General features: G+C 45.6%; 21 protein-coding genes. 3 read left to right on the forward strand and 18 right to left on the reverse strand.

The window, feature by feature from the left end; genetic code table 11:
- The gene (gene iorA / locus BLHYD_RS12240; protein WP_040350765.1) at positions 1 to 1773 is read right to left on the reverse strand and encodes an indolepyruvate ferredoxin oxidoreductase subunit alpha; all 1773 of its coding nucleotides are present in this window, start codon (positions 1771 to 1773) and stop codon (positions 1 to 3) included.
- Positions 1774 to 2030: 257 nt separating this feature from the next.
- Between iorA and BLHYD_RS12245 the strand changes: the two genes are divergently transcribed.
- A complete protein-coding gene (locus BLHYD_RS12245; RefSeq protein ID WP_005950747.1) occupies positions 2031 to 2918 on the forward strand; it encodes a LysR family transcriptional regulator in 888 nt (295 codons plus the stop codon).
- A gap of 295 nt (positions 2919 to 3213) precedes the next feature.
- Here BLHYD_RS12245 and BLHYD_RS12250 read toward each other — a convergent pair whose 3' ends face one another.
- From BLHYD_RS12250 to BLHYD_RS12260, 3 genes are all read right to left on the reverse strand, one after another.
- Positions 3214 to 3732, reverse strand: coding sequence for a CarD family transcriptional regulator (locus BLHYD_RS12250; RefSeq protein WP_005950743.1), 519 nt, complete (start codon positions 3730 to 3732; stop codon positions 3214 to 3216).
- A gap of 384 nt (positions 3733 to 4116) precedes the next feature.
- Entirely contained in the window at positions 4117 to 5328 is a 1212-nt protein-coding gene (locus tag BLHYD_RS12255; protein WP_021845558.1) for a class I SAM-dependent rRNA methyltransferase, read from the reverse strand.
- An 11-nt stretch (positions 5329 to 5339) separates the two neighbouring features.
- Positions 5340 to 5828: an N-acetyltransferase gene (locus BLHYD_RS12260; RefSeq protein WP_021845557.1), complete on the reverse strand. Its 489-nt coding sequence runs from the start codon at positions 5826 to 5828 to the stop codon at positions 5340 to 5342.
- Between the two features lie 293 nt (positions 5829 to 6121).
- Between BLHYD_RS12260 and sigK the strand changes: the two genes are divergently transcribed.
- Positions 6122 to 6748, forward strand: a complete 627-nt coding sequence (gene sigK / locus BLHYD_RS12265) for an RNA polymerase sporulation sigma factor SigK (RefSeq protein WP_040350763.1) — start codon at positions 6122 to 6124, stop codon at positions 6746 to 6748.
- On the opposite strand, the gene BLHYD_RS12270 is transcribed toward sigK, so the two are convergent.
- The 9 genes from BLHYD_RS12270 to mtaB all read right to left on the reverse strand — a co-directional run bounded on the left by BLHYD_RS12270 (position 6722) and on the right by mtaB (position 14099).
- The gene (locus tag BLHYD_RS12270) at positions 6722 to 7954 is read right to left on the reverse strand and encodes a peptidase U32 family protein (RefSeq protein WP_260784703.1); all 1233 of its coding nucleotides are present in this window, start codon (positions 7952 to 7954) and stop codon (positions 6722 to 6724) included. The two genes, sigK and BLHYD_RS12270, sit on opposite strands and share 27 nt — an antisense overlap.
- Before the next feature lie 9 nt (positions 7955 to 7963).
- Positions 7964 to 8605: an O-methyltransferase gene (locus BLHYD_RS12275; RefSeq protein ID WP_005950733.1), complete on the reverse strand. Its 642-nt coding sequence runs from the start codon at positions 8603 to 8605 to the stop codon at positions 7964 to 7966.
- Positions 8602 to 9015 carry an endolytic transglycosylase MltG gene (locus BLHYD_RS12280; protein WP_005950732.1) on the reverse strand — a complete coding sequence of 138 codons (414 nt, stop codon included), beginning with the start codon at positions 9013 to 9015 and terminating at the stop codon, positions 8602 to 8604. Before BLHYD_RS12280 ends, BLHYD_RS12275 begins: the two co-directional genes overlap by 4 nt.
- A 19-nt stretch (positions 9016 to 9034) precedes the next feature.
- Complete coding sequence (locus BLHYD_RS12285; protein ID WP_005950730.1) at positions 9035 to 9373, reverse strand: YlbF/YmcA family competence regulator; 339 nt, start codon at positions 9371 to 9373, stop codon at positions 9035 to 9037.
- A gap of 6 nt (positions 9374 to 9379) precedes the next feature.
- Positions 9380 to 11050 (reverse strand): ribonuclease J, encoded by a 1671-nt coding sequence (locus BLHYD_RS12290; RefSeq protein WP_040350840.1) that lies wholly within the window; start codon positions 11048 to 11050, stop codon positions 9380 to 9382.
- 599 nt (positions 11051 to 11649) lie between these two features.
- Positions 11650 to 11907: a DUF1292 domain-containing protein gene (locus BLHYD_RS12295; RefSeq protein WP_005950725.1), complete on the reverse strand. Its 258-nt coding sequence runs from the start codon at positions 11905 to 11907 to the stop codon at positions 11650 to 11652.
- A gap of 30 nt (positions 11908 to 11937) precedes the next feature.
- Positions 11938 to 12396, reverse strand: coding sequence for a Holliday junction resolvase RuvX (gene ruvX, locus BLHYD_RS12300; protein WP_005950723.1), 459 nt, complete (start codon positions 12394 to 12396; stop codon positions 11938 to 11940).
- Positions 12397 to 12399: 3 nt separating this feature from the next.
- Positions 12400 to 12669: an IreB family regulatory phosphoprotein gene (locus BLHYD_RS12305; protein WP_005950721.1), complete on the reverse strand. Its 270-nt coding sequence runs from the start codon at positions 12667 to 12669 to the stop codon at positions 12400 to 12402.
- A 104-nt stretch (positions 12670 to 12773) separates the two neighbouring features.
- Positions 12774 to 14099, reverse strand: a complete 1326-nt coding sequence (mtaB, locus tag BLHYD_RS12310) for a tRNA (N(6)-L-threonylcarbamoyladenosine(37)-C(2))-methylthiotransferase MtaB (protein ID WP_021845555.1) — start codon at positions 14097 to 14099, stop codon at positions 12774 to 12776.
- A 155-nt stretch (positions 14100 to 14254) separates the two neighbouring features.
- Here mtaB and BLHYD_RS12315 point away from each other — a divergent pair, with 155 nt between their 5' ends.
- The gene (locus tag BLHYD_RS12315) at positions 14255 to 14488 is read left to right on the forward strand and encodes an HPr family phosphocarrier protein (RefSeq protein WP_005950717.1); all 234 of its coding nucleotides are present in this window, start codon (positions 14255 to 14257) and stop codon (positions 14486 to 14488) included.
- A gap of 121 nt (positions 14489 to 14609) precedes the next feature.
- Here the strand turns inward: BLHYD_RS12315 and thiI are convergent, their stop codons facing one another.
- The 5 genes from thiI to BLHYD_RS12340 form a co-directional block, all read right to left on the reverse strand.
- Positions 14610 to 15788, reverse strand: a complete 1179-nt coding sequence (thiI, locus tag BLHYD_RS12320) for a tRNA uracil 4-sulfurtransferase ThiI (protein ID WP_021845554.1) — start codon at positions 15786 to 15788, stop codon at positions 14610 to 14612.
- A 34-nt stretch (positions 15789 to 15822) separates the two neighbouring features.
- Entirely contained in the window at positions 15823 to 16977 is a 1155-nt protein-coding gene (locus tag BLHYD_RS12325) for a cysteine desulfurase family protein (RefSeq protein ID WP_005950713.1), read from the reverse strand.
- Position 16978: 1 nt separating this feature from the next.
- Positions 16979 to 17719, reverse strand: coding sequence for a 16S rRNA (uracil(1498)-N(3))-methyltransferase (locus BLHYD_RS12330; RefSeq protein WP_005950711.1), 741 nt, complete (start codon positions 17717 to 17719; stop codon positions 16979 to 16981).
- A gap of 4 nt (positions 17720 to 17723) precedes the next feature.
- Entirely contained in the window at positions 17724 to 18677 is a 954-nt protein-coding gene (prmA, locus tag BLHYD_RS12335; protein WP_021845551.1) for a 50S ribosomal protein L11 methyltransferase, read from the reverse strand.
- Positions 18678 to 18759: 82 nt separating this feature from the next.
- The gene (locus tag BLHYD_RS12340; RefSeq protein WP_021845550.1) at positions 18760 to 19686 is read right to left on the reverse strand and encodes an AEC family transporter; all 927 of its coding nucleotides are present in this window, start codon (positions 19684 to 19686) and stop codon (positions 18760 to 18762) included.
- Positions 19687 to 19874 lie beyond the last annotated feature (188 nt).

Below are 19874 nucleotides of genomic sequence, written 5' to 3' on the forward strand. Positions count from 1 at the left end.
TTATTTTTCCTCCCTTCCGATTGCACCTTTCGGACAAACCTGTGCACAGACATCGCAGGCCACGCACTGCCCTTTGTCAATACTTACTTTCTTCGTCTTCTTGTCATAGGCCAAAGCTGGACAACCAGTCTTAATACATCTCTTACAGCCGATACATTTCTCATGGTCAACTACATTCGTCGCCTTATAATTTCCAAACTCCGCTTTGTCCTCAGCAGAAAGTTTCTTCAGAACACATGGCCAGCGGGTGATAATCACTGCCGGACCTTCCACATTGATTCCCCACTCGATCGCTTCCTTCACTTCGTCCAGCTTCAGCGGGTTCACTACCTTCACATGCTTGCAGCCTAGCGCCTTGACCACAGCTTCTATATCGGTGGCATTTGCTGGCTCCCCTTTGATATTATATCCTGTGCCAGGGTTTTCCTGATGCCCGGTCATTCCCGTGATGCGGTTATCCATCACTGTCAAAACCACATTGCTGTTATTATAGATTGCATCCAAAAGGCTCGTCATCCCCGAGTGGAAGAAGGTGGAATCCCCCATCATACCAAAGCATTTCTTTCCTGTCTGTGCTTTGTCAAACATCAGCTGAGCTCCATGGGCCACTGAGAATCCGCCTCCCATACAGATGGCGATGTCCTTACAGTTCAAAGGGTCCATACCGCTTAGCGCATAACAACCGATATCACTGACTGCAATCGCCCTCTTTTCCTTAGACAGCTGATATAAAAAGCCTCGGTGGGGACATCCCGCACATAAAGTCGGAGGACGCTTCGCAATCTCTTCCGGGTTAATTTCAATCGTCTCGCTTTCCTCGTTCAGCAGCTCTTTGCGAACAATATCCGGATTCAGCTCATACATCAGCGGCAACTTCTCTTTTCCAACGCATTCGATGCCTGCCGCCTTGATCTGCTCTTCCATAAATGGATCCAGCTCTTCAATCACGTACAGAGTTTCGACTTCTTTTGCAAATGCCCGGATCTTATCCATCGGAAGAGGATGCGTAAACCCTAATTTCAGATAAGAGGCATTGTCTCCGAAGACTTCTCTTGCATACTGATAGGATACGCCAGCTGTGACAATTCCAATTTTCTTGTCATGGTATTCTACACGGTTTAGCTCTGTCTCATTGGAGAATTTTTCCAGAGCTGTCATTCTCTCTTCCACATGTCTATGTAAAATTTTAGAGACAGCCGGGATTGGATCGTATTTCATTTTTTTCTCATAAGGAATAAACGGTACTTCCACTCTGTCTCCCATCTCCACGATGGATTTACTGTGACAGACACGGGTCGTCATACGCATTAAAACAGGCGCATCATACTTCTCACTGATCTCAAACGCCGCTTTCACAAAATCCTTACATTCTTGAGAGTCTGACGGCTCTAGCATCGGAATCTTAGCCGCCTTTGCATAATAACGGTTATCTTGTTCGTCCTGGGAAGAATGAAGACCTGGGTCATCGGCCGAAATCACCATCAATCCCCCAGTCACACCTACATAAGACAGGGTAAACAATGGGTCTGCCGCCACATTCAAACCTACATGCTTCATAGATGCCATGGCACGTCCACCTGCAAAAGAAGCTCCAATCGCTGCCTCTAGAGCTACTTTTTCATTGGGAGCCCATTCTGAGAAGACTTCATCGTACTTTGACATATTTTCCAGGATCTCGGTACTCGGTGTACCTGGATAAGCGGATGCAAACTGAACACCAGCCTCCCACGCGCCCCTGGCAATCGCTTCATTGCCTGTCATTAATTGTTTCAATGTATATTCCTCCTCACTTTGATAATCTGGTTTTATCTTAGCAACAATACCTCTAAAAATCCAATATTGTTTTCTAATAAGCTTATAAGGAAATGTTATTTATTTATATAAATATCAAAAATTCTATGATTTTATTGTGAATTTTGCATAATTATCTCAGTTTTTTATTTCCCTCTACACATTTTTCTAAAGTTATTTTATAATCAAATGTAATAAATACCTTACCGCTCAAAATATAAAAAATAGGAGGAGTCATCTTGAATCTTCGACAACTAAAGTACTTCGTAACCCTAGCTGAAACTTTAAGCTTCACCAAAACTGCCCAGGTCTTTTATATCTCGCAGACCGCAGTCACTCAGCAGATCAAATCCCTGGAATCTCAACTGGGCGTTCCTCTCTTTCGCCGCACAAAACGAAAAGTAGAACTGACTTCTGCGGGTGCCGTCTTCCTCCCAGAAGCCAGGGAGATACTGGAAAAAACACAAAAGGCCATTGTCAAGACCAAGCTAGCCTACACTGGTTCTTCTGACACTCTGCGCATCGGCGTCGTCCAAGGCTACGAGCACTCTGATATGCCGGAAGCTCTGCATCGTTTCCGCGCGCAAAACCCCAACATCTCCATCTCCATTTTTCGTTCCGACGCCAGCGATCTCTACTGCGCTCTCCAAGAAATACGACTGGATGTAGCTTTCAATTCTCGGATAGCCCCTGGCAATCTGGAAGATTTCAACATCTCCAGCCATACATTAGCCACTTACCCTTTGATGGTATTTCTACACCCGTCTCATCCTTTGGTTCGCAAAAAGGAGTGCAGCCTATCCGATTTAAATCATGAGCCCTTAATCTTTCCTGATCTCAGAAACGACCCGTCCGGGTACAATAAATGTCTTCTGGATTACTTTGTTCAGACCGGCTTTGTACCGACAATTGTCCAGGAATCCAGCAACTATGAAGCCATCCTTCTGATGGTAGCCGCCTCCTTGGGGATTGCAATTTTGCCCTCCTACGCCCATGTTCTGGCTCACAACCTGGGAAATATCACTGCGATTCCCCTCACAGGTGAGATTTCCTCTCTTGATATCGTAATTGCTTGGCATAATCAAAATCACAATCCTACGATTCAAAAATTTCTCTCTGCAGTGTGACAAAAAGGCGGTCTAGAAAGGTCTTTCCTTGCAGAGCAAAATGAGCAAGCCCTCTTCAACTCCCCCATCTCCTCTATCTTGGAGAGTGCGTCCCGCTTTACACGCCACCGCAACACCGTTTTGCAGTGCACCACTTTATTGCGGCGTGCACATCCTTAGCGGAGCGCTTGTATAATAGAAATAGCTTTCGCGCTTCAGCAAGATGAGGTATTTCCTATTATACAGAAAAGAGCTGTACACAGGCGAGTCACTCACTCCCCTGCATACAGCTCTCCAAAACTTTCTTTCAGTCTTGTCACAATTCCTTCTGCATCTTTTTCACCTGTTCTACTATATACTCTTTGACCTCTTCAAAAGGAATTCCCAAAGCCACTCCCAGTTCCTCGTAAAGAAGCATCTCTGCTTTCTTTCGATACTCCAGGTCTGTCTTTCCCGCTTTCTTCCCATTCTTGATCAACCTGCGGTTTTTTACATAAACCGATTTGATCAGCCTCACCAGCTCTTCACAGGAATGGGTCCGCAAAGAAGCTTTATAGTGCTCATTTAATACTCTCTGGTCCCGGCTGCTGCACACCCGCTCACAGATCTTGGGCATCCGCCAGATAAGCGCATCTGCCTCCTCCCGGGTCATTACTGGACGCATGAACATATCACTGTCCACAGGAATGTAGATGGTTCCGCCTGTGCGGATCGGAGAAAGCTTATAATAAATTTTTCCTGGGTGTGACCCTCTGATATTAGACAAAGGGCCAATTTCTTCCACACGGCAGACTCCGGTATTACCATACACAATGCAAGCCCCTTTTTCAAACATTTTGGTTCCTCCAATCCAAATAATCCGTTACCTATATCTTATTTTTACCAACTATTTCTATTTTATCACTCAATAATGCTATTCACAAATAAAAATTTAAATTTTTTATTATTTTCGGTAACTATTCAACCATGCGACTGGTAAGGACAAAGTGGGCAAGCCCACTTCAACTCCCCCATCCCCTCAATCTTTGAGGGGCGCAGTCCCACTTTGCACGCCGCCGCAACACCGCCTTGCGGTGTACTACCTTATTGCAGCGTGCGCATCCCTGGCGGAGCATTTATGTAATGGGAAAGGACTTTCACGCATTAGCGTGACAAGGTCTTTCCTATTATAAAACAAAAATCCGGAGCAAGCTTGCCTGCAGGATTCTCTGCCTGAACCTTATTTTTCCTCGCACACCTGGAAAATATAAAATTTCAGATAGTACGACTCCTCTGCCGCCCATAAAATCGGATGATCTGCCGCCTGCGTCCGATATTCTACCTGGCGAAGGCGCCTGTGGGCGCTTCTCGCAGCCTGATGAATCGTCTTCGTAAACAGCTCATAATCCATAAAATGAGAACAAGAACAGGTTGCCAGATATCCCCCTGGTTTTACCAACTTCATCCCTCTTAGATTGATCTCCCGATAGCCTTTTACCGCGTTTTTGACAGAATTTCTGGATTTCGTGAACGCCGGCGGATCTAAGATCACCACGTCAAACTTCTCCCCCTCCTGTTCTAGTTGAGGCAGCAGCTCAAACACATCTGCGCAAAGAAATTCCACTCGGTCTTCCATTCCATTGAGTCTCGCATTTTCTCTGGCCCGCGCACATCCTGACTCTGAGGCATCTACTCCAAGTACTGATCTTGCACCGCCTAGTGCCGCATTCAGAGCAAAGGAGCCCGTGTGAGTAAAACAGTCTAAGACTCTAGCATCCCGACACAGCCTTTGGATCGCCAAACGATTGTATTTTTGGTCCAGGAAAAATCCTGTCTTCTGTCCTTCTTTTACATCCACAAGATACCGAATCCCATTCTCCGTGATCGGAACATTCGTGTCAAAAGGCTCACTTAAAAATCCTTTTACTCTGTCCATCCCTTCATTTAGGCGAACCTTAGCATCACTTCTCTCGTAGATGCCCCGAATCTGAATTCCATCCTCAGCGAGCACCTCTTTTAATAGATTTAAAATCTCTGTTTTCATCCTGTCTATTCCCAGAGCCAGAGACTCCACCACCAGGACATCTGAAAATTTGTCCACTACCAGTCCTGGCAAAAAGTCCGCTTCGCCAAAAATAATCCTACAGCTCGAAATATCCACGGTATGTTTTCTGTATTCCCAGGCATCCTTCACTCTCATGCGCAGAAATTCCCTGTCAATCACTGCGTCTTCCCGTCTAGTCATCATCCGAACCCGAATCTTAGAATTCTGATTTATGAAGCCTTTTCCCATGGGATATCCGTCGAAGTCCTGAACTCTAACAATGTCTCCATTCTCAAAATGTCCCATAATCGATTCGATTTCGTTGTCGAAAATCCAGGCGCCCCCGGATTTGATCGTTCTCCCCTCACCTTTTTTCAATGTCACTATTGCCAGTTGTCTTTTTTCCACTTTTTCTCTCCTCACTCACACTTATGATAAGCAATTCTCTCTGTTCCGTCTTCCGCCGTGACATAACCACATCTTTGAAAACCATTTTTCTCCAGCGCTCTTTGCATAGGCAGATTCTTCTCATGGGTATCAATTCTGAGATTTTGGCAGTTTTTCCAACACCATCCCAGAAATTCGTGAATCAGACCTCTGCCTTTGTCTACCACGGCCACCCGGTGAATCGTTCCATAAGGCTCCCCATTCAGCCACCTTCCCTCCCGAATTTCCTCGTAGCTGGGTTCTCCTCCCAAAAAGAAGACAAAAACTCCCAAAAGCTTATCTCCCTCTAAGCACACGAACAGCTGTCCTGCCTCTATGTCCTGCATAATAAGTTTCTGGTTAGGGTATCCATTTTTCCACTGATCTGGATTTCCAGTTTTTTCCATAAATTGTCTCGCCTGTGCATAGACTTCCTCAATCCTGGAAACTTCTTCTGACTTTGCTCTTCGTATTACCACCATTTCCCCTCCTGTCCCGCATTTCTTCACTTAATATAAGGGACGTTTCCTTCTTTTGTCAATATTTCATTTTTCAAGCACGGCCGTCCTTTACCGGGTTTATCGCGCAAACCCTCATGCCGCTTGTCGGCGGCACCTTCAAAAGTATAACCTGCGGATTGCTCCATGCATCGCACTCCGACACATACGCCTGTGTACTCATATAGTAAAAAGACAACCTGCAAAATCAGTTGGAAAAGCACGAATTTCTTGTCCGCCTCATAGACTATATAGAAATCCCCTATGAGGTGAACTTTTTGAAAACATTTCAAAAACCCCTGACGGTGGAGGAAGAGAGATATTACCTTAAAAAATTTCAAGAAGGGGATCTTAAAGCGAAAGATATTCTGATCGAGCGAAACCTCAGACTTGTAGCTCATGTGGTAAAAAAATATCAAGGATTGGAGGAAGACTTGGATGATTTGATCTCTATCGGAACCATTGGACTGATCAAGGCAGTATCCACTTTCGACAGCAAAAAGTCCAACCGCCTGTCCACTTATGCCGCCAGATGTATCGACAATGAACTCCTCATGATGCTGAGAGCTCGAAAAAAATATTCCCGGGATGTTTCTTTGTACGAACCAATTGGCACTGACAAAGAAGGAAATGAAATCAATCTTCTGGATATCATTGAGAGTCCGCCGGAAGATGTCGTAGAAAATTATTCGGTGAAACAGGACATTCAAAAGGCGATGCACCTTTTGTCCACCTGTCTTTCCCATAAAGAATATGAGGTAATCCGACTGCGCTTCGGACTATTCGGTGAAAAGGAATATACACAGAGGGAAATAGCAAAGCGGCTGAACATCAGCCGCTCTTACGTGTCTCGCATAGAAAAAAATGCACTATTAAAACTACGTCGTCTCTTCTTGTCTTCTTAGAATATCATAAGGTTGGAAGGTCACACCGACATCCACATACAGCCTTTGCTGAGGATGTGGTGCGCTTTCCACCTCCTCGCCCTCTTCATTGAGAATTCGTCTGACTGTCACCTCTAAGTTTCTGCCGTCTGGCTTCATAACCTCAATCTTTTCTCCAACTGAAAATTTATTCCTCTGTGTAATCTGAGCCATCCCTTCCGGTGTAAGCTCCTCCACAAAGCCTAAATAGGTGTACTCTTTCACATAGGTGTTATTGTCATAGATCTGCGCGTTTTCATCTGGTTTTCCATAAAAAAATCCAGTGGTAAACTGCCGATACGTACAATTGGAGATCTGTTCCCGATACCAGGGGAGATTTTCATGGTACTTCTTTGCACTTTCCAGATAGTCATCAATCGCCTTTCGATAGGTTCTGGCCACCGTAGCCACATAGAGAGCTGTCTTCATTCGCCCCTCTATCTTCAGACTATCCACTCCCGCGTCTAGCAGATCGTCCATGTGTTCAATCATGCACAAATCCTTAGAATTAAAAATATAGGTTCCTCTCTCGTTTTCATACACCGGCATATACTCTCCTGGTCTGGTCTCTTCCACAAGTGAATATTTCCAGCGGCATGGATGTGTACATGCTCCTTGGTTGGCATCTCTTCCCACCAGGTAATTGCTCAATAAACACCGCCCGGAATAAGAGATACACATTGCCCCATGCACGAAAGTCTCAATTTCCATATCTTCCGGTATATGAGCCCGAATCTGGCGAATCTCTTCTAGGGACAGCTCTCTAGCTGTCACCACCCTCTTCGCACCCATCTGATACCAAAAGCGGTAGGTCTCATAATTCGTGTTGTTGGCCTGCGTGCTGATATGGCGCTCCAGCTCAGGACAGATTTCCTTTGCCAGCATAAAGATTCCCGGGTCCGCAATAATCAAACCATCCGGCCGAGTGGTCTTCAGCTCCTTCAGATACGCCCTGACCCCGTCCAGATCTCGGTTATGAGCTAAAATATTTACGGTCACATAGACTTTTACCTGGTGGGAATGAGCGAATGCAATCCCTTCTTTCATTTCTTCACGGGTAAAATTTTTCGCCTTCGCCCTCAGACCAAAAGCTTCCCCGCCGATATAGACGGCGTCAGCACCAAATATGACTGCTATCTTAAGCACCTCCAGACTGCTGGCAGGCACTAACAATTCTGGTTTTCTCATGACTCTCCTTTATCCAATCTTTATGCTCACAGTGACCCCATCCCCAAGAGGGAGAATCGATGTCATCAGCTTAGGATCATGTTTTAACGCAAACAGATAATCTCTCATTCTCTTGTGAATCGTACGGTTTCTCCGCTCCACGGCAAATCTCGACTCAATGATATCTCCGTCCTGAAGTACGTTGTCAGAGACCAGCACCCCTCCCGGCGCCAGCAACCTCATAATTTCAGGAAGAAAATGGATATACTGCCCCTTTGCCGCGTCCATAAAAATTAAATCATAAGACTCATCCAAAGTCTTCAAGAGATCTTTCGCATCCCCGGCAAGCAGTGTAATTTGGTGAGAACGCCCGTACTTTTTAAAATTCTCCAACGCAATCGGAATTCTTTTCTCATAGTTCTCTATCGTGGTAATCTGACATTTTTCAGGGCCATACTCACACATAAGAAGTGTGGAGAAGCCAATGGCAGTCCCCACCTCCAATATTTTTTCCGGCTGCTTGATACCCAACAATACTTTCAAAAAACTTTGCATCTCCCGCCGTATCACGGGAACATAAGTCTCATGGGCATACTGTTCTAGTTCTTCCAGATAATCTTTATTTCCTGTATCCAGAGAATTGATATACGTGGTCAGCCTCTCATCAATCATTGTGAAACGGTTCCTCCCTCGTCTTCTTCCTCACTCTGGCCGGACAAAACCGCCAAAATCCGATCTGGTGTGTAAGCCGTGCTCAGTATATAGGTGCCTGCTTTGATCTGCCCTCTGTAATTGGACAGTTTCTCCTGGAACACAAACACCTTCGCGTCTTCAATCAACCCCTTCTTTTCAAGCGTCTTTCCCACCTGGTAGGCGGAAGCTCCCTCCTTAATCACCACCGTCACTTCCTGTCCATCTTCAGGACTCATAGCCCGCTGATTAAAGATACTATACCCAAAGTGGTACGCGGTCTTCCCAGCCCAAATAATCAGAAACACGACGCACACATACAAAAGAATTCTCAGTACGCTTCCGGCCATCTCCGATGTTGCTTTTCCTTCGTTATTTTTTAAAACTCTCATGTGTCTTCTCCTCACCGGCTTATAACGCTGGAATATCCAATCCAATCCCCCAGGTCAACTCCCTGGTAATTTTCTGTATCAGCCGACACAAGGCCAGCTCAGCATCCAGATAAGCGTTTACCTCTGGAATTTTTCGAAGTTCCTCCGACTCTTTGACAAGCTCATCCATTTTTTCAAACAGGTGCTCCCTCTCCATCTCTCTCTGAGCCAGGTAGTTTCCTGCTCGGAAACGATTCACCCTGTCTTTCAATTCCGGCTGCTTGCTCAATATTTCCTCTTGTTTTTTGTATTCTTTGTACACAGAGCTCTGTCTAATCACTGACACCAGTATCTGTACATTTCTCTCCACAATATCCATCGGCTGTTACGCCTCCATAATAATCGGTAAAATCATCGGTCTTCTCTTTGTGCGTTTCCACAGGAAATCCCCGAGAGCATCCTTGACCTCATTTTTAATTTTGCTCCAGTCAGACACACGGTGCTCCAGACAATTATCCAAAGCTTCCTCCACGACCTTTCTGGCATCTCCCATTAGATCCTCGGATTCTCTCACATATACAAAGCCTCTCGAGACAATATCCGGCCCGGCCAGAACCACATTGCTGTGTCTCTCTAGCGTCATCACCACAATCATAATGCCGTCTTCTGCCAAATGCTGACGGTCTCTCAAAACAATATTGCCCACGTCTCCGACGCCCAAACCGTCCACCAAAATTGCCCCTGTCTGAACTTTTCCGGTGACTTTCGCGCTATCCATATCTAATTCCAGCACATTCCCGGACTCCAAGATAAATATATTGTCTTTAGAAATTCCCAGGCTTTCCGCAATCTGCGCCTGCGCTTTCAAGTGACGGTACTCGCCGTGTACAGGAATCGCATAGTGAGGATGCACGAGAGAATAGATCAGTTTGATCTCTTCCTGACATGCATGTCCTGACACATGCGCATCCTGAAAAATCACATTGGCCCCCTTTTGAGAGAGCTCATTAATCACCTTAGACACCGCTTTTTCGTTTCCTGGAATCGGATTGGAACTAAAAATAATCGTATCGTTTGGTTTAATCGTCACTTTTTTATGAATACTAGCCGCCATCCTGGACAAAGCTGCCATAGATTCTCCCTGGCTGCCCGTTGTAATCAGTACAACCTGATCATCCGGATAATTCTTAATCTGGTCAATCTCTACCAGTGTCTTATCCGGAATTTTCAAGTATCCCAGCTCTGTCGCCGTAGTGATCACGTTCACCATACTGCGGCCTTCCACCGCTACCTTACGGCCAAATTTATAAGCTGAGTTTATTATCTGCTGCACACGGTCCACATTGGACGCAAATGTAGCTATAATAATCCTGGTATCTTTATACTCATTAAACAAATTGTCAAAGACATGTCCCACTGTCCGCTCCGACATCGTGAAGCCCCTTCGCTCCGCATTGGTGCTGTCACACATCAAAGCCAGCACACCCTTCTTTCCGATCTCTGCAAAACGCTGTAGATCTATGGCGTCCCCGAATACCGGTGTATAGTCCACTTTAAAATCACCAGTGTGAACCACAATTCCTGCCGGTGAATAGATCGCTAACGCTGATGCATCCTGGATACTGTGATTGGTCTTCACAAACTCAATGGAAAAATGTCCCAGATTTATCACTTGTCCATGGCACACTTCTTTTAGCTTTGTAGACTTGACCAGATTGTGTTCTTTTAGTTTATTTGTAATCAATCCCAGCGTCAGCTTCGTAGAATAGATCGGCACATTTACTTCTTTGAGCACATAGGGTAGAGCTCCAATATGATCTTCATGTCCATGGGTAATCACGAAACCTTTGACTTTCGAAATATTGTCTTTTAGATACGTGATATCCGGAATAACCAAGTCAATTCCCAACATATCATCTTCTGGAAAAGACAATCCGCAGTCTACCACTACAATACTCTCCTCGTACTCAAATGCAGTGATGTTCATCCCGATCTGTTCTAACCCGCCCAAGGGGATAATTTTCAGTTTAGACGCTGATTTTTTTCCTTTACGCACAGCGGCAGGCTTTGCCGAACTTCTGCTTGCTGTCTTGGCAGGCTTCTTTCCCGTACTGCTTTTTCCCTTAGCTCCTGAAGAACGCTTCTGCACCGTCTTTTTGGTTCCTTCCGTATGCTTTGTTCCGTGATTCACACCCTTATTTTCTGTTTGACTGCTGTTTTCTTTTTTCAATCATTGCACCTCCATCATGTTGTTGTGCAATTATTCTATATTCTATCTTCGCTGAGGAAAGCCTCTCCTTCTCTCACGTTCTTTCGACTTCTCCCGCCATCTCATTCTTTTTCAGATCTGTCCTTTCTTACTGCGCTCACAGACAGATTTATTTTCCACAGTTTTCTGTTTTCAAGGCACACAAAACACACCCTGCCAATCTGTGCCCACAAAGTGGGTGAGCTCACTCCTACTTCCCAATCCCCTCAATCTTGAGGGGCATAGCTCACTTCGCGCGCCACCGCAACACCACTCACAGCATCTGCAGACAATATCCCCCTATTTTCCTGACAATACACAGCTTTTTAAGCTACACTCCAATGCCTATAAATATAGAATAAATGCAAATTATATTTCTTCGTAATTTATGCTAAAACATAGCTCGGCTACATTTTAATATCTACATCTTCCATCGATTGCTCAAAAATTCTCATAACAGCTTCCAGCTCTTGTTCATCTTCGACCATCACATAACAGGCTTCCTGACTCTCAGGCTCTGATACATCTTTCAGAATATAAGCCTCTGCCTCCTGTTCTGTCACGGAATCTGACACCAAAAGATAGTTAAATCCATTGATTCTGGTCTGTTCTTCCACATAAAATTCCTGTATTCCGTCTTCTGTCTGAAATTCAATCTTTTCCATCTCGTTAACCTTTCCTCTGCCGGAAATCTCTCAGACTTTCTCCTCGCCGGCATCTTCCATTTCTTTGCGGATTCTCTGTGCATCCAGATACCCCTGCAAAATAAAAATAGCAGCCAACTCGTCCACATAATCTTTGCGGTTTTCTCTTCGAACTCCGCTCTCCATAAGTGTACGGTTCGCCTCCACGGTCGTAAGACGCTCATCCCACATCACAACAGGTAACCCTGTCCTTCTCACCAGCATGTCCCTAAATTCCAAAGACTTTTGGGCTCTGTCTCCCATTGTGTTGTTCATATTTTTCGGCAACCCCAAAACCAGGGTCTCTACCTCATACTCCTGAATCAAAGCTTCAATTCTAGCTAAAGTCTGTCTCAATTTGTTCTCAGACTTGCGCCGAATAATCTCTACCCCCTGAGCAGTCAAGCCAAGCGGATCACTTACGGCCACTCCTACCGTCTTCGAACCAAAATCCAATCCCAATATCCTCATAGATCACTTTTCCCAGGATCTATTTCTGATATATTCTGTGAGCAGTTCCTCCACAAGCTCATCCCGCTCCACTTTCATAATCATACTGCGAGCTCCTTTATAACTTGTGATATAAGTAGGATCTCCTGACATAATATACCCGACAATCTGGTTGACAGGATTATAACCTTTTTCAGCCATTGCGTTATATACCAAATCTAAAACTTCTTTTACATGAAGCTCCACATCTGGTTTTGTTTTAAAATATTGTGTATTTCCAAGATTCTCAGCCATTTTCTCACGTCCTCTTTTATATTCTATTCAGCTGTCAAGGCTTTCTCCCACAACTGAAACTATCATCCTTAGTTTATTTTAATATATCTTACCATAAATTACAATCAAAACTTTACTGCCTGTCCAACTAGCAGGTGACTGCTCAAAAAACGCTCTGGAACCATCTGCACACAGTCATTGACTTTCCAGCTTCCATCGCTGGGCACGGCCGCCTTGATATATTCCCTGGAATGCCCGATCAGATACAGCTGCCCATCCACAGATATTTCTTCCTCCAAAAGTACCTCCAGCGTTTTCCCCAGAAAACTTTTCTCATATTCTTCCGCCCGTCTCTCTCCTAGAGCTATCATACATCCGCTCCTGCGAGCTTTCTCCTGCTCCGGAACCTGTCCGTCCATCTTATCTGCCTTCGTCCCTTTGCGTCGGGAAAACTTAAAAATGTGAGTCTCATAAAATCTTATGTCTCTCACAAACTCATAAGACTCCTCAAATTCTTCTTCTGTCTCCTGCGGAAATCCTACAATTACATCGGTCGTAAGCGCAGGGTTTTCGTAATATCTGCGCAAAAGCTCACATTTCTCCCGATACTCCTGCGCTGTATAGCGCCGATTCATTCTCTCCAGAGTCGTCTGGCATCCACTTTGCAAAGACAGATGAAAATGAGGACAAACCTTCCAAAGCTCTGCCAACCCTTTCACAAACTCCTCGGTAATGACCCCCGGCTCCAGAGAACTCAGACGTATCCGGGTAATCCCATCCACCTGATGAATCGCACGAATCAAGTCCAGCAGACTGTCCGGCTGTTCCTTGAAATCCACCCCATAGGAGCTCAGATGAATCCCCGTCAGCACCACCTCATGGTATCCTCTGTTCGCAAGGCGGACAACTTCTTTTTGTACCTCATCCTTGCTCCTGCTGCGGACCCTTCCTCTGGTGTAAGGGATAATACAGTAAGTGCAAAACTGATTACAACCGTCCTGGACCTTGATATACGCTCTGACATGTTCTGCTGTCGTCTCTATCTCCAAAGCCTCGTATTCTTTCGTCTGATTGATATTAATCACGCATTCTTGTTTTCCCCTGCTCTTATCATATGCCTCCAACAAGGACACTATGTCTTTCTTTTTGTTGTTCCCGACAATCAGATCAATCGCAGAATCTTTTTCCAGTCGCGGCAGATCTGCTTGCACATAGCACCCAGCTGCCACCACCACAGCTTCCGGATTCATCTTCTTTGCCCGGTGCAGCATCTGTCTGGATTTGCGGTCTGCAATGTTTGTGACCGTACAAGTATTAATAATATAGACGTCGGCCCCCGGCGCAAATGGTACAACTTGATATCCCGCTTTTTCGAGAATTTGCTGCATGGCTTCCAGTTCGTAGGCATTTACTTTGCATCCAAGATTATGAAAAGCTACCGTCTTGCTCATATCAAACTCCTTTTTCATGTCCAAACTTTATACAATTTCACTAATTATGCGGCTATTTTTTATCTGATTTCACCTTGACTTTTATAGACTCAAACTGTAAGATAAGGCTGTAAGTAAGAAAGAAAACTATAGTATCACACTAGGGAGGTCTATTTATGAAAACAGTACAGATTTCACTGAACTCTATCGATAAAGTGAAAGCATTTGTAAATGAAATCAGCAAATTTGACTGCGACTTTGATCTGGTATCCGGAAGATATGTCATTGACGCAAAATCTATCATGGGTATCTTCAGTCTGGATCTTTCCAAACCGATCGATCTCAACATTCACACTGATGGAAGCAGCCTGGACACTGTAATGGAGGTTGTAAAATCCTATATCGTTTAAACCACTCAGAGTCTTTTGGAACTGTCGTGCAATCAAACCTCAAAACGGGTTTTTCATTGCGCGGCAGTCTTTTTATGTCCAGTTCGAACGTTTCACAAAAGCCATTTTGGCAAACTCAGCTTTATTCCACTGTGATTACTTCTGTCGTCCGAATCGCCTCTTCCATCAGAGAATCTATCTTTTCCTCCAATTTCGTCTCCGATCTGTGAATAATTTTCAGATTCGGTTTTGTCACCGGGTGCTTTGCCACAAAAATTGTACAGCAGTCCTCAAACGGCTGGATGGATGTCTCAAAGGTATCAATCTTATGTGCGATCTCCACAATCTCCTGCTTGTCAAAACCAATCACCGGACGATAGACCGGCAGCGTACACACTTCGTTAGTCGCCATCAGACTCTGCATCGTCTGACTTGCTACCTGTCCGATACTCTCCCCGGTAATCAATCCCATACACTTTCTCTCACGCGCAAAGTGCTCCGCAATCCTCATCATATAACGGCGCATGATAATCGTCAGTTCTTCATGGGGACACTGATCATAAATGTAAAGCTGAATATCCGTAAAGTTTACCACATGAAGGTTAATCGGTCCGCTGTAGCGCGCAACCAGCCTCGCCAGATCCACAACCTTCTGTTTTGCCCGCTCACTGGTATATGGCGGAGCATGAAAATACACTGCGTCAATCTGCACGCCCCTCTTAGCAATCATATAACCAGCCACAGGACTGTCGATTCCACCTGACAGCAGAAGCATCCCTTTCCCATTCGTGCCCACCGGCATTCCTCCTGGTCCTGGAATGGTCTGGGAATAGACATAGATTCTTTCCCTGATTTCCACCGAAAGATTCAGCTGCGGCTCATGGACATCCACCGACGCACCCGGAAAAGCATCCAGAATGCAGCCTCCCAGTTCCGCATTCACCTCCATGGATTCCATCGGGAAAGACTTCTTCGCTCTGCGGGTGTGAACCTTAAATGTCCCACAGTAGCCTGGATGGTGTTCCTTCATGTAAGTCAGAACATCCTGTGACAACTGTTCAAAGCCTTTCTCCTCATAGATAGCCACAGGGCAGATTCCCACAATCCCAAAAACCTTCTGAAGCGTTTCCACAGCCTCCTCAAAATCATAAGCACTATGACAGTGCACATACACTCTCCCTTGCTCCTTTGTCACCTGGAACTCCCCTTCGATCTTTTCCAAGGCTAGCCTCATCTGACGTATCAAGGCATCCTCAAACAGATGCCGGTTTTTCCCCTTCAGAGCAATCTCCGCGTATTTTATCAAAAATGCATTTATCATTCTATCTTCCATCCTTTACCTTTTACTCATCTCTCTAACGGCGGGAATAACGCCTCAGCACAGGCAATAGCTCCTTTAAAGTTTGAATACAGTAGTCGATTTCCTCTGCCGTGGTCGTCTCACAAAAACTAAACCGAAGCGTTGTCTCCAACTGACTTTTTTTCATTCCGACAGCCGTAAGCGTAGAGCTGCTTGTCTTCTTGTGAGTCGAACAGGCAGAACCTGCTGACACATAGATTCCCCTTTCTTCCAGCGCATGCAGCAATACCTCGCTTCTGACTCCCAAGAAACTAGCGCTGATAATATGGGGAGCTCCCTTTTTGCAGGGCATTCCGTTGACAACCACCTGCTCCATGTTCAAAAGCTCCTCTGTCATATGTTCTTTCAGGCTATACATATACTGTCTGTTCTCTTCCAGACGGCTATAAACCTCCCTGGCCGCCACTTCCATACCGGCAATTCCCGGCACATTATCCGTTCCTGAGCGCATTCCGCCCTGCTGACCTCCGCCCAAAATCTGCGGCTGTACCTTCGCCTTACCAGAAATATACAAAAAGCCGACTCCCTTGGGGCCATGGAACTTATGGGCGCTGACAGACATCAGATCAATCCCCTGTCTCTTGGGATAAATTTGGAATTTTCCAAATGCCTGAATCGCATCCACATGATAGAGCGCTCTCGGATTTTTCTCATGGATCATGGCCGCGATTTCTTCCACAGGCTGAACAGAGCCAATCTCATTGTTTACATACATGGTGGACACCAAAATCGTATCTTCTCTCAGGGCTTTTTCCAATGCTTCCATCCGCACCACTCCTGTCTCGTCCACTGGCAGGACAGTCACCTCAAAGCCCAGTTCCTCCAGATGCCGCACAGGCTCTCTCACCGCTGCATGCTCCACGGACGTAGTAATCAGATGCCTTCCATTTCTTTGATTTGCCATAGCTGTGCCCACCAATGCCAGATTGTTGGACTCTGTTCCTCCAGAAGTAAACAGGATCTCCCTTGGCTGTACCTTTAAAATCCTGGCAATCGTCTCCTGCGCTTCTTTCAGGTACCGCTCGGCCTCCATACCCTTTCGGTGCATCGCAGAAGGGTTTCCATAGTCTTCCATCATTGTCTTGACCACGATGTCCCGAACACTCTCGTAACACCGTGTCGTAGCTGAATTATCCAAATAGGCTTCCATCTTATTCGTCCTCCAACTGAAACATTAAAATAGACAGAACCGTCATCCCCGCAGTCTCCGTGCGAAGAATCCTCTTTCCCAAGGTAATCGGCTCTACTCCCACAGCCATGGCCTGTTCGACTTCTTCCGGGGCGAATCCGCCCTCCGGTCCAATGAAAATACCGATGCTCTGTCCTCTTTTGATACCGGCCAATGTTTCTTTTGTCTGTCTCATCCCTTTTGCCAGCTCATAGGGAAGCAGCTTCACATCCAAACTTCCGCTGTAGTCCAAAGCTTCCCGTAGACTGCATACCGGATGAATTTGGGGTACTAGCAGTCTTCTAGACTGCTTCGCAGCGTTTCTGGCGATCTCCTGCCATCTCTCCTGTTTTTTGGCCGCTTTCTTTTTGTCCAGCTTCACTACACATCTGGAAGTCGCCACGGGAATAACCTCAAAAGCCCCCAGTTCCACAGCCTTTTGGATAATCAGTTCCATCTTATCTCCCTTTGGCAGTCCCTGAAACAAGTAAATTCGGCTGGGCAGCTCATAATCCGACTCCTGCGCATACAAGATTTCCAGCAAGATTTCATCCTGCTGAAAATCTTTGATTCGGCAGTGATACTCCTTTTTCTCCCCGTCACTGACCCAGAGTTCCTCGCCCTCTCTCATTCTGAGTACCTGGCGGATGTGATTCACGTCCTCCCCGGTAATGTGAATCTCCCTCTCGTCAATCTGTTCCGGCTTCGCGAAAAAACGTTTCATCCTTTCAGTCCTTTCTCGCAGTCACACTGACCCACTCACCCTGGCGAGTCACTTCCACAACCTTCAGCCCAGCCCTTTCCACAGCCTGGCGCACTTCCTCTTCCTTCACATCCAAAATTCCCGATGTGATATAAATACCGCCCGGCTTCATGTGTTTTACAACCACGGGAGTCAAAGGCACCAGGACGTCTGCCAGAATATTGGCCGTCACCAGATCATATTTCTCATACCCTACCTTATCCTGTACCTGAACATCATCAATAATGTTTCCAATCATCATATCGAATTTATCCGCCGAGACACCGTTCGCCCGCAGATTGTCTTCCACCGCCGGCACTGCACATGGGTCCAAATCCGTTCCCACCACATGCTTAGCTCCTAATTTCAGTCCGATAATCCCTAAAATTCCACTTCCGGTTCCTACATCCAGCATCCTCGAAGACGCTTTCACATACTTTTTCAACTGACGAATACAAAGCTGCGTCGTCTCATGCATCCCGGTCCCAAAGGCTGTACCCGGATCAATATGAAGAACCATTCTGTCTTTGTCCTCTTCCTTCACAGGCTCCCAAGACGGTGTAATCAGAATATCATCCACATAAAACTGATGGAAGTATTCCTTCCAATTATTGATCCAGTCTTTGTCCTCCGTCTGAGACTCTTCAATACTTCCGTCTCCGATATCCATAAACTGAGACAAATTTTTCAGCTCATCTCTCACTTTCGCCAGTATCTCCTCTTTGTCTTCTTCCTCTTCCAGATAAAAACTCAAATACGCAATTCCATCGTCTCTGGGTCCTTCTGGCATAATGTCCACAAACATCTGTTGTTTATCTTCTTCTGTCAAAGGCTGCTTGTCCTCAATTTCCACACCCTGAATTCCCAGTTCAGCCAGAGCGCAGATCACCATATCTTCCGCCTCTGTCCTCGTTTTAATTCGAAATCGATTCCATCTCATCTTTTTCTCCTCCTTATTTTCACCAAAGTCCTGTCCACTCTTCACACAAGAACTTTCGCATATCAGCATGACAGAGTCCTTCCTAGGACATAAATAGAGCCACCAACGGTACCGTCACCATAGAGCCTAAAGTCGTGACAATAATTCCCTTAGACAATATTTTCCCATCTACTCCTGCCTGCTCTGCCATCAAAAGCGGCATATTCCCCACAGGCATTGCCACCATCAGCATACACGCTCCCAGCATCATCGGGTCCGTCACCCAAGGTTTCAGTGCCACCGTCAATAATATTGGCACGATAATCTGCCGTGCCAAAACAAAAACATAGATCCTTTTCTCCGAAAATATTTCTCTGAGTGGGGCTTTTGCAAGAAAACCGCCCACAATCACCATACTCAAAAATACCGTAGCGTCTCCCACATAATTCACAGTTTCTTGTGCTATCATCGGTACCTCTGGTTTTAACAGAAAAATTAAGATGGCGATCACATTGGACACATTGCCCACATTCAAAAAAATTTGGGGAGAAAGCTTCTGCTGTTCTTTTCCTCCATCTTTGTTTACCAGATAAATTCCGTACGTGTAGATCAGAAGGTTAAAATAAATGTTGAAAATCGTCACATAGACCATTGCATCCGCGCCTAAAACCGCCATGACCACCGGAATTCCGATAAAGCCTGTGTTCCCGAAAACCGTCATCATATTGTACTGCTGAAACTGGCAGCCAGGTGAGCGAAGAAGCCCTGGAATCACTAGACCTAAAAGTATCAACAGCAGATACAAACCACCAACCAGCACAAAACCCCAGATCACCTGGTCGTGTTTTAGGTTATGGCACCCCTCTAGAGCACTGACAATAATCAAGGCGGGGCTGCAAAGCTGAACTACCAAAGCCGACAAGTCTGCTGAACAGGAAAAGGCGAGGATTTTCCATTTAAACAACACATATCCTACTAAAATCAATAAAAAAATAACCACCATCTGCTGAAATATTACACCCGCACTCATCTTTCGTTCCCTATTCTTCACAAATTCCCTAAAAGCTCTACATTTCCATCCACTAATCATACACGATTCACAGGCTGTTGAAAAGAGTTTTCTTTTATTTCACCCAAAAACAAACACCGCTGCGCCTAGGCCGACTCCCTATTGCCCTCTCTCACAGAGGCCAATGTCATCTTCGCCCGACACAGCGG

The organism is Blautia hydrogenotrophica DSM 10507 (assembly GCF_034356035.1).
In the GTDB taxonomy this organism is placed as follows: Bacteria; Bacillota; Clostridia; order Lachnospirales; family Lachnospiraceae; genus Blautia_A; species Blautia_A hydrogenotrophica.